This window comes from Methylotenera sp. (genome assembly GCF_029945535.1).
Classification (GTDB): Bacteria; Pseudomonadota; Gammaproteobacteria; order Burkholderiales; family Methylophilaceae; genus Methylotenera.
Genome location: NZ_JAQSCU010000012.1, coordinates 41534 through 54713, shown reverse-complemented (window position 1 = coordinate 54713; position 13180 = coordinate 41534). Strand labels below are relative to the sequence as shown.

The window sequence follows — 13180 nt, the reverse complement described above, 5'->3', positions numbered from 1 at the left end:
TAAGCCATATATAAACCATATAAACAAATCAATATGAATACACCTTTACTAGAAACCTCCATTCAAAGTCTTAAACGTATCCACCAAGGTAAAGTGCGCGATATTTACGATATTGATGCCGATACCATGTTGTTAGTCAGCACAGATCGCCTCTCAGCTTTTGATGTGATATTGCCCACAGGCATTGCCAATAAAGGCGCGATGCTAACGCAGATGGCTAATTTCTGGTTTGAGAAACTTAAGAATGTTGTGCCAAATCATTTAACTGGGATTGATCCAAAGTCTGTGGTGAGCAGTCCTGCAGAGCAAGCGCAGCTTGGCTCTCGTGCGGTAGTCGTGAAAAAGTTAAAGGCCTTGCCTATTGAAGCGATTGTGCGTGGTTATTTAGTGGGTAGCGGTTGGAAAGAATACAAAGCTAAAGGCACAGTCTGTGGTATTGAGTTACCTGCTGGGCTACAAGAAGCTTCTAAGTTACCTACACCAATTTTTACACCGTCCAGCAAAGCTGCCGTGGGCGAGCATGATGAAAACATCAGCTTGCAACAATGTGCAGATTTGATTGGAAAAGACATGGCTGAACAAGTCGCAAAAGTTGCCATTGCGCTCTATCAACAGGCGGCAGAGTATGCGCTTACTCGCGGTATTATCATTGCCGATACTAAGTTTGAATTTGGTTTAGATACCAATGGTGTATTGCATGTGATGGATGAAGTGTTAACGCCAGATTCATCACGCTTCTGGCCGGCTGATAGCTATGCGGTTGGTAGCAACCCACCAAGTTACGATAAGCAATTTGTGCGTGATTGGCTGGAAAGTACCGGCTGGAATAAAGTTGCGCCAGCACCAGCCTTGCCGGCAGATGTTGCACAAAAAACCAGTGAAAAATACATGGAGGCCTTTGAGCGTTTGACAGGTCATCCGCTTGCCGCTGATTAAGTAGCGCAAATCAGCACATCACGTGATTGAAAAGCTCAAATCCTTCACTAAACACCTCAAGCAAGAGTTTGAGGTGTATCGTTTAGTGCTTAAACACCCAAAAACACCTTTGCCTGCCAAGATATGCTTATGGCTAGCAATAGGCTATTTGTTATTACCGTTTGATTTGATTCCAGACTTTATTCCAGTATTAGGTCAGTTGGATGATGTAGTGATCATTCCGCTTTTGCTGTATATCGCGCTATTTTTCATTCCCAAAGAAATTATTCAAAGCTGCAGAGAGCAGGCCAAAGTCATAATTTAGTTACAAGCCTTTGATATTATTGCCAATCTGCTTGCTATAATTGCGGCTCAAAATTAAATCTCAGAAAATTAACCAATACATTTTATTATCTAGGAAAAAGCAATGTCGTTAAATGATGTGCCAACCGGCAAAGACGTACCAAATGACTTCAATGTCATCATTGAAATCCCGATGCAAGGTGATCCAGTTAAGTATGAAGTTGATAAAGAAAGCGGTGCGATTTTTGTAGACCGTTTTATGGGTACTGCCATGCAATACCCCACCAATTATGGCTACGTGCCGCATACGCTTGCTGACGATGGCGACCCTGTAGATGTATTGGTGATGACGCCAGTGCCTTTGATTCCAGGTGTAGTTGTGCGCTGCCGTCCCTTAGGTGTGTTGTTGATGGAAGATGAAGCAGGCCTAGATGCTAAAGTGTTAGCGGTGCCAGTTGAAAAAGTATGTGGTTTGTACGGTCATTTGAAAGCGCATACAGATGTTTCTGATTGGCGTTTGAATATGATTTCACACTTTTTTGAGCACTACAAAGATTTAGACAAAGGCAAATGGGTGAAAATTAACGGTTGGGGTGATATTGACCAAGCGAAAAAAGAGATTTTAGAAGGTGTAGCTAATTATAATAACGCTATGGTTAAACCAGCGTTTTAAGTATTAGGTTAGACTTTGAGCTATTAACAAAAAGGCAGCGAAAGCTGCCTTTTTTATTGACTTAATTGACTTCTGATTAAGCGACAGCAACACCAAATAGGCTTCCGACCCCAGCCGTAGCAGCCATTGCCAATGCACCCCAAAATGCAACACGTCCAGTGCCAATCCAAATATTTGCGCCGCCAACTTTTGCCGCTAAGCCACCCAGTAAAGCCAGAAATGCCAGCGATGTTACTGCTACAAAAGGCACGATATTGGCTTCAGCTGCAAAAAATGCAATGAGTAAAGGCAATGCAGCACCAACAGCAAATGTTCCAGCTGATGCCAATGCCGCTTGTATCGGTCGTGCATTCATAGCCTCTATAATGCCTAGCTCATCTCTAGCATGTGCCGCAAGCGCATCCTTTGCCGTGAGTTGTGTCGCCACTTGCTTGGCAAGCTCATGTGTTAAGCCGCGTTGCATGTAAATACCCGTCAGCTCTTCCAGCTCATGTTCAGGTTGGGTCGCAAGTTCATCACGCTCGCGCGCTAAATCTGCAGTTTCAGTATCTGCTTGAGAACTTACAGAAACATATTCACCTGCGGCCATCGCCATAGAGCCAGAGACCAAGCCAGCCATGCCTGTGAGTAAAATGTTATGGTGAGTCGCATGCGCGGTCGCAATGCCAATAATCAAGCTGGAGGTTGAAATAATGCCGTCATTTGCGCCTAATACGGCTGCTCTTAGCCAGCCAATATGATGCGAGCGATGAAATTCAGAATGTCTCAAGTAATTTTTCCTGTTTTTAGCTGTGGTGACGATCTATGTATTATCAATGAATTATCGATAAGCTCCAAAGTGAATTTCGGCAACCTAGCTTTCAAGTTTAATCATTAGATAATTTGATAATAGAACATGTAAGAAAGCCAAATAAAAAGGCGACCTGAGCCGCCTTTTAATTAATCCACTGTATTTTATTAGCTTAATTAACCAGCTTACATATGGAGCAATGGCACAATCAGTAAAGCCACAATGTTAATGATTTTAATCAATGGATTCACTGCTGGGCCTGCAGTATCTTTGTAAGGATCGCCAACGGTATCGCCAGTCACAGCCGCTTTGTGCGCTTCTGAACCTTTGCCACCGTGGTTGCCATCTTCGATATATTTTTTAGCGTTATCCCAAGCACCGCCACCCGTACACATGGAAATCGCAACGAATAAACCAGTCACAATTGTACCCATTAATAGACCACCTAATGCTACAGGGCCAAGTAATAAGCCTACCGCCACTGGCACTGCTACTGGCAAGAGTGATGGAATCATCATTTCTTTAATCGCAGCTGTAGTGAGCATATCTACGGCTTTACCATATTCTGGTTTAGCTGTGCCTTCCATAATGCCTTTGATGTCGCGGAACTGACGGCGTACTTCTTCAACCACTGCACCAGCTGCGCGCCCAACCGCTTCCATCGCCATCGCAGCGAATAAGAACGGAATTAAGCCGCCAATAAACAAGCCAATAATCACCATTGGGTCACTTAGGTCAAACTTAACGTCAATACCTGCGCCTTGTAGCTTGTGTGTGTAATCGGCAAATAACACCAATGCTGCCAAACCCGCAGAGCCAATCGCATATCCTTTAGTGACAGCTTTAGTGGTATTGCCAACCGCATCTAATGGGTCAGTCACATCACGCACTTCTGCAGGTAAGCCAGCCATTTCAGCAATACCACCCGCATTATCCGTGATTGGACCATAAGCATCCAGCGCCACTACGATACCTGCCATACTGAGCATAGAGGTTGCCGCAATTGCAATACCGTATAAACCGCCTAAGTGATGCGACACGAAAATTGCTACACAAACCGAAAGTACAGGCCAAGCAGTCGACTTCATTGAAATGCCAATACCTGCAATGATATTAGTCGCGTGACCGGTTGTTGAAGCTTGTGCAATGTGTTTTACCGGTGCGTAATCAGTCCCTGTGTAATACTCGGTAATCCACACTAATGCCGCTGTAAGGACTAAGCCCACTGCGCAAGCGCCAAATAACTGGTTTGCAGAGATAGTTAAGTCGCCAGCGATCAAGCCTTCAGGGAACATTTTCATAGTCACAAAGTAAAAGGCAGCCAAAGATAAAGTACCCGCTACTGCTAAGCCTTTGTATAAAGCTGGCATTACATTTTTCATGCCAGGAGAGGCTTTAACAAAGAAGCAGCCAATGATAGAGGCGACAATAGAAACAGCTGCAAGCATCAAGGGGTAGAGTGTGCCATTGGCGCCTGCGTTTGTTAACAGTAGGCTGCCTAGCACCATGGTTGCAATTAAAGTCACAGCGTATGTTTCAAATAAATCGGCTGCCATCCCCGCGCAGTCGCCTACGTTATCGCCTACGTTATCGGCAATCACGGCTGGGTTACGTGGGTCATCTTCAGGAATACCTGCTTCCACTTTGCCCACTAAGTCAGCACCAACGTCAGCACCTTTGGTAAATATACCGCCACCAAGGCGTGCAAATATAGAAATAAGTGATGAGCCAAAAGCTAGACCAATTAACGGATTCAAGTCTGTTGCAGCTTCACCACCTAAATACCAGTAGAAACCAGCTACACCTAATAAGCCTAAACCAACCACCAGCATTCCCGTGATTGCTCCGCCTTTAAATGCCACATCTAATGCAGGTGCAATACCACCAGTGGCTGCTTGTGCTGTGCGCACGTTAGCTTTTACTGAGACATTCATGCCAATAAAGCCGCAAGCGCCAGATAAGAAAGCGCCAATAACAAAACCAATCGCAGTGGTGATATTAAGAAATATGCCAATTAAAATGGCTAGAATGATGCCGACGATAGTGATGGTTTTATATTGGCGAGCTAAATATGCCGCTGCCCCCTGTTGAATTGCGCTGGCGATTTCTTGCATACGCGCATTGCCTGCCGGTAAATTGCTAATCCATTTACTCATTACTACACCGTATAACACAGCTAGAACAGCGGCGCCAACGGCAATCATTAGTGGTGATGACATGACTTCTCCCTATCTAAATTTTTATAAATCGCTAACTTAAAACAATATTTAAAAACTAAATTTAAAATGTTAAAAATAAAACAAATACAAATTTAAGACTAAGTGCCAAAAATCTAACCAAATCTGCTGCTGCAAGTTACTTTAATAATGTAAATAATTTGTAACAACGATTCATTATTGCACTATTAAGCGCAGCTAACAACCTATAGATTTATGGGTGGCTTTTGGTTATTTGGCAGTGGAAGAGTGACGAGGAAAAACACTGGAAGCAGTGTGATTTATATTTTACTTAGCTTTCGTAGCTAATCTAGCCAGTGCGTCACCAAGCGGTGTGCCAGATAGTTTTTCTGACAGTTGATTTAGCTCTGTTGCTGCATGCGAACTGAGCTTTTTAATCCGTTTTGCTTTGGCTGGCGGGGTAGATTTTACTTGCACTTTCACCTGAATTGAAGTAACTTCACACCCTTGGTTTTCTAGCTTAATCAACAAGCTAGGTATAAAAAGTTTAATTTTTGCAGCGACTGCATTGTTGTCAGCAAATAAATTAAGTTGTTTATTTTTAATACTGCTTGCATGGCTAAATTGTGCCAAATTATCAGGCGCTACTGCTTTCCAGATATCTTGTGCGGCTTGAGCTTCTAAGTTACGCGCATTTAATGCAATCAACTCGGGTTGTTTAAGCAGAGAGTTAAACTGGCGCATGATGATGGTCAGTACAAATAACTGGAGTGGTGATTAGGGCTGCTATGAATATCATTTTTGTCTCAAATAACATGGCGAAAGCGAAAACGCTATCAACGCTACAAGTGTGCTTGATAGCGCTGTTACTGATATCGTTACCAGTAGTCATCATGCTATCCTTGATTGTGCCACAGGAATCTACAACGCAACAAGGGGATAAATCATTGATCCCTTCAAAACTTAAACAAGCCTTCGGTATTAATAATCCACAAAAACATTTAGATGCCTACGCGCTACAACTGGGCGAGTTGCAAGCACGCATCATGCGCTTAGATGCGCAAAGCGAGCGTCTGGCCAAGTTGGCTGGTGAGAAAAAGCCTGCGTCAGAAAAAATAACACCTGTGAGTCCTGAGCTTCGCACCAATGCGGGCAAAGCCGACCCCGCTAGTCGCGGTGGTCCATTGGTGCTTAATGCACCCATTACTGAATTAGATTTGCAGCAAAAAATTACTGAAACTATGGCTAAAATTGATTTTGATACTGATTATTTAAGCGATATAGAAGCAAAGTTATTGCAGCAAGGGGTGTTGAAAGATATGTTGCCTAATAGTAGTCCAGTCAATGCCGCATTTAATTCATCCAGCTATGGCTGGCGGATTGACCCATTCAATGGCAATAAAGCCTTTCATGAAGGCTTAGATTTCTCTGCGGCTGAAGGCACGCCAATCTATGCGGCAGCTGGTGGCATAGTCACAACCGCAGAACGTACACCGGATTATGGTAATATTGTAAAAGTTGATCATGGATCTGGTTTAGAAACACGCTATGCGCATGCCTCAAAACTGATGGTTAAGGTTGGCGATCGTGTAGAGAAAGGCCAAGTAGTAGCATTGGTAGGCAGTACAGGGCGCTCTACAGGGGCGCATTTGCATTATGAAATTAGGCTCAATGGTAACGCATTGGATCCTAGAAAATATCTTAAAGCTAGCAATTGAATTTATAAGAATAAGCCCCATATATGACGCAACTAACCGTTAAGAAGTTGTTTAAAATCTAAAATAAAGAGTTTTGCACTTTAAGTTGCAACTTAGTTAGTATTGCAACTTAAATAGCGCAGCTTATAAAAATTAACCTTCATTAAAAAAGCATTTATCCTCTCAAGCCGAAAGTCACTCATTTCATGATATCTACGTTGTTCAAAAAATTATTTGGTAGCCGTAACGACAGGTTGGTTAAACAATACGCGCAAAAAGTACAGCAAATTAACGCGTTAGAGCCAGCGATACAGGCCTTATCAGATGAGGCCTTAAGAGCTAAAACTGAGGAGTTCAAGCAACGTTTTAAAAATGGTGAAACCTTAGATCAGTTGATGCCAGAAGCTTTTGCCGTGGTACGCGAAGGTGGTAAACGTGCGTTGGGTATGCGTCATTTTGATGTGCAAATGATAGGCGGCATGGTTCTTAATGCCGGTAAAATCGGCGAGATGCGTACAGGTGAAGGTAAAACTTTATGTGCGACATTGCCTGTTTATTTAAATGCATTAGCAGGTAAGGGCGTTCATGTGGTGACGGTGAATGACTATCTAGCTAAGCGCGATGCTGAGTGGATGGGTAAGCTTTATAACTTTTTAGGCCTTTCAATCGGTATCAATTTATCGCAAATGCCGACAGACTTAAAGCGCCAAGCTTATGCTGCGGATATTACTTACGGTACTAACAATGAATACGGTTTTGATTATCTGCGCGATAACATGGTGCACAGAAGTGAAGATCGTGTTCAGCGCGGTTTAAGTTATGCGTTGATTGATGAGGTTGATTCGATTTTAATCGATGAAGCACGAACACCGTTGATTATTTCCGGTCAAGCTGATGACAGTATTGCGCTTTACAATCAAATCAATGTGGTTGCTGCCAAGTTAGTTGCACAAACTGAAGAGGAAGGTGCTGGCGATTTCTGGGTTGATGAAAAAGGCCAAAATGTCGTCATGTCTGAAGAAGGTCATGAGCATGCTGAAAACTTACTAACAGAAGCTGGCTTACTGGCTGAAGGCTCAAGTTTGTATGAAGCTTCTAACATCACCTTGGTACATCATTTATACGCATCGCTGCGCGCTCGTAACCTTTATCATAGAGATCAGCATTATGTAGTTCGTGATGGTGAAGTGACGATTGTGGATGAAATCAATGGCCGTATGATGCCAGGTCGTCGCTGGTCAGATGGCTTGCATCAAGCCGTTGAGGCTAAAGAAGGTGTTGAGATTCAAAAAGAAAATCAAACGCTGGCTTCTATCACATTCCAAAACTACTTCCGTATGTATACCAAACTTTCAGGTATGACGGGTACTGCGGATACCGAAGCTTATGAATTCAATCAGATTTATGCGCTAGAAACAGTGGTGATCCCAACGCATCGCCCAATGTTGCGTAAAGATAATATGGATAAAGTGTATCGTACAGCGAATGAAAAATATGCTGCGGTCATTTTAGATATTAAAGACTGTCAAAGTCGCGGTCAGCCAGTGTTGGTCGGTACAACCTCAATTGAAAACTCAGAGCTGATTTCTCAGTTATTGAATGCTGAAAAATTAGAACACCAAGTTTTAAATGCGAAACAACATGAGCGTGAGGCGCACATTATTGCCCAAGCGGGCCGTGCTGGTGTGATTACGATTGCTACCAATATGGCTGGTCGCGGTACAGATATTGTTTTAGGTGGTAATCCAGAGACTGATATTGAAGCTGTTAAACACGATGCTGCACTAAGCGATGCTGAAAAAGAAGCCCGCATTGTGACTCTTAAAGCTGAATGGCAACAACGTCACGATGCTGTATTGGCTGCTGGTGGCTTGCATATTGCGGGTACTGAGCGCCATGAGTCACGTCGTGTAGATAATCAGTTACGTGGCCGCTCTGGTCGTCAGGGAGACGCTGGTTCAAGCCGTTTCTATCTATCACTAGAAGATCAGCTACTACGTATTTTCGCATCTGACCGTGTATCTGCGATTATGGAAAAATTGAATATGCCTGATGGTGAGGCAATTGAGCATCCATGGGTCACGCGTGCTATTGAAAATGCGCAGCGTAAAGTTGAAGGTCGCAACTTTGACATTCGTAAACAATTGCTTGAATACGATGATGTAGCAAATGATCAGCGTAAAGTGATTTACGAGCAGCGCAATGAGTTGTTAGAAGCTGCTGACGTTGCAGATACCATTAAGGCAATGCGTGAAGATGTCCTTACCAGCATGATTGCAACACATATTCCACCAAACAGCGTTGAAGAACAATGGGATATACCAAGTTTAGAACGCGAGCTAAAAGCTGAGGCAAATTTAGATATTCCTTTGCAAAAAATGCTGGAAGAAAACCCAGATTTGCATGAAGAAACCTTGCGCGAGCGCGTGATTGACACGGCTAATAGTGTTTACGTTGAGAAAGAACAACAAGCCAGCTCTGATGTGATGCGACAGTTTGAACGTTCTGTGATGTTGCAAAGCTTAGACAACCATTGGCGCGAACACCTAGCTGCACTAGACCACTTACGCCAAGGTATTCATTTGCGTTCATACGCACAAAAAAATCCTAAACAAGAATATAAACGTGAAGCGTTTGAGTTGTTTGAAGGCTTGCTGAATACAGTGAAAAGCGAAGTTACCAAAGTGACGATGCTCGTTCAAGTAAAAACTGAGGCAGATGTTGAAGCGGTTGAAAAGCCAGTGGAACTAGAAAATGTGCATTATCAACATGCTGATTATGACGAAGCATTAGCAAATCCAGATAATTCTGAAGCGCTGTTAGCCAGTGGTCAACCTGTCATACGTGATGGTGTAAAAGTCGGCCGTAATGATCCATGTCCATGCGGCTCTGGCAAAAAATATAAACAATGCCATGGCGTATTAAGTTAATCAGTTACTGAAAGCGTTAATTTATGTCTGAAAATATACAAACAGAAGTTAAATCACCATGCATTGGTGTTTGTGCAATGGACGAAGAGAACGGTCTGTGCCATGGCTGCTACCGCACTATCGATGAAATTAGAGCGTGGTGGGATATGGGGCAAGACGCGCAAAAAGACTTGCTGGTCACGCTAGAAGAGCGCCAGATGCAACAAGTGAGTTTCGATTAATTAGGCTTTATATTCTCTTCGATACTAAATTTCAGTACACGCCAAGAATCACGCCTTGGCTTCTCAAGTCTTCCAATATAGCTAACCCAAACTGAATGATACTTTCAGTTTGGGTTTGGTTTATCTCTTTTGCAAGCACAGTAAGTGCTTGCTCACAGTTCAGTCTATCTTGTTTTAGAATTTCAATTAACCGATATGTAACGGTGTTGAGTTCTATAAACTTCACTTCAAACTCCGCATTTCTATAAACTAAAAGTTGTGTATTCACTTTCTCTTTCGGTTTGTAACGAGGTGATATTTTTTGCACTGCATATTCGTAATTAAGTAACTGCATCGTATGCGTAAATGCAGGCTGATTCAAACGCAGCTCACCAGTTAGATTAATATCACGCTTATTAGCCTCATCTGCCATGGTTGAAACTAGCAACTCAACCCATTCGTAATGACAAAGGCTTGTTAGATAAGGTGGAATATTTTCTGGAGTAAGTGCATTAATATTAGATAAATGGACAAGAAACTCTTCAGGAATCTTTCTAAAAATAGGCGTCGATGAAGAGTGTTCACGAAAGAAATCACGGACTAATTTGAGCCACGCCCGCTTGCCGATAACCTTTTGTGCTACTGGAAAGCAAGCAGATACTGATTCAAAGAGATTGTTGAATACAATCTCTTTGTACACATCCATACCCTTGGCTTTTACATTTTTAGGTCTAGATTGATTGTGCGGATCGCGGATATGCGCAGTGAACGCTTGCTGATACTGCTGAAAATTAGGCAGATCTTTAGTCATATTTAGTTATGATTTAGCATGCTTCTGAAAATCAGCAATTTTATTAACTTCACGCATCAATACGTGCAAGGGCGGAATATTATTGTCACGCTCTAAGCAGGTTGGGAATGCGCCAAATAGTCGGTAAGCTTCTTCAAGTAGCGCCCATACGGGGTCTATTACATCTGCGCCATGGGTATCAATCAGTAAATCTGGTGCTTGCTGATAATGCCCCGCCATGTGCGCATAAGCGATACGTTCACCTGGGATAGCTCGTAAAAACTCTTGCGCAATTTTGATTGGATCAGCTTTTAGTCCATCGCTCAGATCATGGCCAAAATTAACGCTATTCACGTAAATATTGTTGATGTCTAAGTGTAATAAGCAATCAGCCTCAGTCAATACAGCTTTGATGAAGGTTAACTCATCCATCGTCGAGATTGGCGCTTGCACATAAAAAGAAGCATTTTCTATTCCAATGCGTTGTCCAAGAATGTCCTGAGTTTGGCGTATGCGTTTAGCGACGTAATGCACCGCTTCTTCAGTGAAGGGGACGGGCAACAAGTCATACAGATAGCCTTGTTGACCTTTGTAGCCATCGGTTGAGTAGCTTAAGTGTTCGGTATAAAGTGGAATTTGATATTGCTGTAGAAATTGCTTCACTTGGTTTAAGAAGATTGTATCAAGTGGGGCTAGGCCACCAAGTGAAAGGCATAAACCATGGCAAGCAATAGGATAGCGTTCAGCAAACCAATCCAGCTGTTTTGCCGCTTTGCCGCCAATCTCTATCCAGTTTTCTGGGGCGATTTCAACGAAATTCAGATTGGCAATAGTGCTATTACCAAAGGCGGCTTGGATTTGAGGGATAAGCTCACGCTTTAGCCCCAAACCCACACCGTTAATTTTGCTGTCGGTCTGATTAAACATAACTATATTAACTGCTAAAACAGTGATGCTTCATCAGGTAACGTATTAATATTATTTAGCTTTATTTTTCATCTCAGCGCTGCAATTACCGTCTTTCATTTTTTCGGCACTACATGAACCCTCTTTTGCTTTTTCTGCAGAAGCTTTCATTTCAGCACTACAAGAACCATCTTTCATCTTTTCCGCACTGCATGAGCCTTCTTTAGCTTTTTCAGCTTCAGCTTTTTTCATCGCTGATTTTTTATTTGCGCCACATTTACCAGTGCTGCATTTACCGTCTTTCATTTTGGTATCGGCATCAGCTACTTGATAACCTGATGATAATGATCTTGCAGCAAATGGGTTCTGCGCTGCAGCCATTGAGGTAGTTGCGATTGATAAAGCGAATGCGCCGCTAAGAGCAAGAGCGATAGTTTTTTGTGTATTATTCATGACAAATCCTTTAAAAAATTAAATGATAAAACTTAAAATATGCGTTTAGTGATGATTAGAGTCAATTGCCTGATTAATTCTGGCTTTCGCATCTACAGTAAGTTGTATAGTGTCGTCATTTTCAGTTTCAAGTTTCATGCGTTGCACTGCACTTTTAATTAAACGTAATTGCTGATTAAAGCGCGTACAAGCATTACAAATAAATAGATGAAACTTTAATTTTATGCGGTCTGACCATGACAAAGGATTGTCTAATGACTGCGAAATAATCTGACTGGCTTGTTTACAGGTAAGCATTAATTTCATTTTATGGTATCCATATTACTAACCAGCGATCCAATTTATTTCCAGACATTTTCTTAACCCCATTCGAGCTCTATACAACATCACCCAAGCATTGGTCGCGGTAATATCAAGTTCCTTACAAATATTTTCATTATCTACTTCGTGTACATCGCGCAACATAAAAATGGCGGCTAGTTTAGCTGGCAGCTTGTCCATACATCCACTTAGAATACTGAGAAACTGTTTTTGCTCAAGTGCATTTTCCGGCATGTCTAGCGTTTGTGGTTTATCCAGCCAATGGCCGCTCTTGTCAAAAAAATCATCCATACTGGTGTCGGATGCATCTAGATCGATTAAATCGGAAAGTGGTTGTTCGCGAATTTGTTTGCGTTGCAAGTCGATTATTTTATGTTTGAGTATGCCGGTCAACCAAGTTCTGGCAGAAGAGTCACCTTCAAAGCTATCACTTTTAATCGCGGCTAGCATGGTTTCCTGTACAGCGTCCTCAGCTTGATGAGGGTCACGTAACCTTGCTAAGGCAAAACGATATAGATAATCGCCGTGATCGTTTAGCCAGTCATTGACATTTTTATTCATTAAACTAATCCTGACTTTTGTTTTAGCAAGTTCAGATAATGTTCAGAATCTAAAGCTTGGTTATTACGCTGCGCTTGCCAGATAGTTTCAGCAAGGCAATCAATCAAATCATGATACGCAAGGTGAGTATCGCTATGTTGCTGACGTAATTTATCATAAATCTGTGTGATGCCTATAGGCTGGTTGATGCTAATTTGTTCTATCACAGATAAATGCAGGGTGATATGCAAAAATGGATTGGTTTCGCCCATTTCAGGAAAGTATTGTTGGTGCATAAAATGTTCTGGCGAATCAAATACCACATGGTATTCAGGATGCATTTGTATGACTTCTACCGCGATTTTTTCTAAATCTGTCAGGCTTAAGTGTTGCTTGAATTTAGACCATGCATCAAATAAAAATTGACGCGCTTGATCGCGAGTGGGATTGTATAAGCTCATAAAATTATAAATGGGACTTTTAGA

The 13180-nt window shown here is 42.3% G+C and carries 15 protein-coding genes; 6 read left to right on the top strand and 9 right to left on the bottom strand.

Features of this window, described 5'->3' with window-relative positions; translation table 11 throughout:
• Positions 1 to 33: 33 nt before the first annotated feature.
• The 3 genes from PSU72_RS07390 (at position 34) to ppa (ending at position 1891) form a co-directional block, all read left to right on the top strand.
• Entirely contained in the window at positions 34 to 936 is a 903-nt protein-coding gene (locus tag PSU72_RS07390) for a phosphoribosylaminoimidazolesuccinocarboxamide synthase (RefSeq protein ID WP_300431688.1), read from the top strand.
• Positions 937 to 958: 22 nt separating this feature from the next.
• Positions 959 to 1240: a DUF1232 domain-containing protein gene (locus tag PSU72_RS07385; protein WP_300431687.1), complete on the top strand. Its 282-nt coding sequence runs from the start codon at positions 959 to 961 to the stop codon at positions 1238 to 1240.
• Between the two features lie 102 nt (positions 1241 to 1342).
• Positions 1343 to 1891: an inorganic diphosphatase gene (ppa, locus tag PSU72_RS07380; protein ID WP_013149064.1), complete on the top strand. Its 549-nt coding sequence runs from the start codon at positions 1343 to 1345 to the stop codon at positions 1889 to 1891.
• Between the two features lie 76 nt (positions 1892 to 1967).
• On the opposite strand, the gene PSU72_RS07375 is transcribed toward ppa, so the two are convergent.
• The 3 genes from PSU72_RS07375 to PSU72_RS07365 all read right to left on the bottom strand — a co-directional run bounded on the left by PSU72_RS07375 (position 1968) and on the right by PSU72_RS07365 (position 5602).
• Positions 1968 to 2660, bottom strand: a complete 693-nt coding sequence (locus PSU72_RS07375; protein WP_013149063.1) for a VIT family protein — start codon at positions 2658 to 2660, stop codon at positions 1968 to 1970.
• A gap of 206 nt (positions 2661 to 2866) precedes the next feature.
• Entirely contained in the window at positions 2867 to 4900 is a 2034-nt protein-coding gene (locus PSU72_RS07370; RefSeq protein ID WP_300431686.1) for a sodium-translocating pyrophosphatase, read from the bottom strand.
• 285 nt (positions 4901 to 5185) lie between these two features.
• Entirely contained in the window at positions 5186 to 5602 is a 417-nt protein-coding gene (locus tag PSU72_RS07365) for a DciA family protein (RefSeq protein WP_300431685.1), read from the bottom strand.
• A gap of 44 nt (positions 5603 to 5646) precedes the next feature.
• Between PSU72_RS07365 and PSU72_RS07360 the strand changes: the two genes are divergently transcribed.
• The 3 genes from PSU72_RS07360 (at position 5647) to PSU72_RS07350 (ending at position 9706) form a co-directional block, all read left to right on the top strand.
• Positions 5647 to 6576 carry a M23 family metallopeptidase gene (locus PSU72_RS07360; RefSeq protein WP_300431684.1) on the top strand — a complete coding sequence of 310 codons (930 nt, stop codon included), beginning with the start codon at positions 5647 to 5649 and terminating at the stop codon, positions 6574 to 6576.
• 185 nt (positions 6577 to 6761) lie between these two features.
• Entirely contained in the window at positions 6762 to 9485 is a 2724-nt protein-coding gene (gene secA, locus PSU72_RS07355) for a preprotein translocase subunit SecA (RefSeq protein WP_300431683.1), read from the top strand.
• Between the two features lie 23 nt (positions 9486 to 9508).
• Entirely contained in the window at positions 9509 to 9706 is a 198-nt protein-coding gene (locus PSU72_RS07350; protein ID WP_300431682.1) for a DUF1289 domain-containing protein, read from the top strand.
• 31 nt (positions 9707 to 9737) lie between these two features.
• Here PSU72_RS07350 and PSU72_RS07345 read toward each other — a convergent pair whose 3' ends face one another.
• The 6 genes from PSU72_RS07345 to PSU72_RS07320 are packed head-to-tail and all read right to left on the bottom strand — an operon-like array spanning position 9738 to position 13156.
• A complete protein-coding gene (locus tag PSU72_RS07345) occupies positions 9738 to 10496 on the bottom strand; it encodes a putative DNA-binding domain-containing protein (protein WP_300431681.1) in 759 nt (252 codons plus the stop codon).
• Between the two features lie 6 nt (positions 10497 to 10502).
• A complete protein-coding gene (locus tag PSU72_RS07340; protein WP_300431680.1) occupies positions 10503 to 11402 on the bottom strand; it encodes a DUF692 domain-containing protein in 900 nt (299 codons plus the stop codon).
• A gap of 51 nt (positions 11403 to 11453) precedes the next feature.
• Complete coding sequence (locus PSU72_RS07335) at positions 11454 to 11834, bottom strand: hypothetical protein (protein ID WP_300431679.1); 381 nt, start codon at positions 11832 to 11834, stop codon at positions 11454 to 11456.
• A 45-nt stretch (positions 11835 to 11879) separates the two neighbouring features.
• Positions 11880 to 12140, bottom strand: a complete 261-nt coding sequence (locus tag PSU72_RS07330; RefSeq protein WP_300431678.1) for a zf-HC2 domain-containing protein — start codon at positions 12138 to 12140, stop codon at positions 11880 to 11882.
• Between the two features lie 18 nt (positions 12141 to 12158).
• The gene (locus PSU72_RS07325) at positions 12159 to 12716 is read right to left on the bottom strand and encodes a sigma-70 family RNA polymerase sigma factor (protein ID WP_300431677.1); all 558 of its coding nucleotides are present in this window, start codon (positions 12714 to 12716) and stop codon (positions 12159 to 12161) included.
• A complete protein-coding gene (locus PSU72_RS07320; RefSeq protein ID WP_300431676.1) occupies positions 12716 to 13156 on the bottom strand; it encodes a DUF1841 family protein in 441 nt (146 codons plus the stop codon). The genes PSU72_RS07325 and PSU72_RS07320 overlap by 1 nt, the downstream gene beginning before the upstream one ends.
• Positions 13157 to 13180 lie beyond the last annotated feature (24 nt).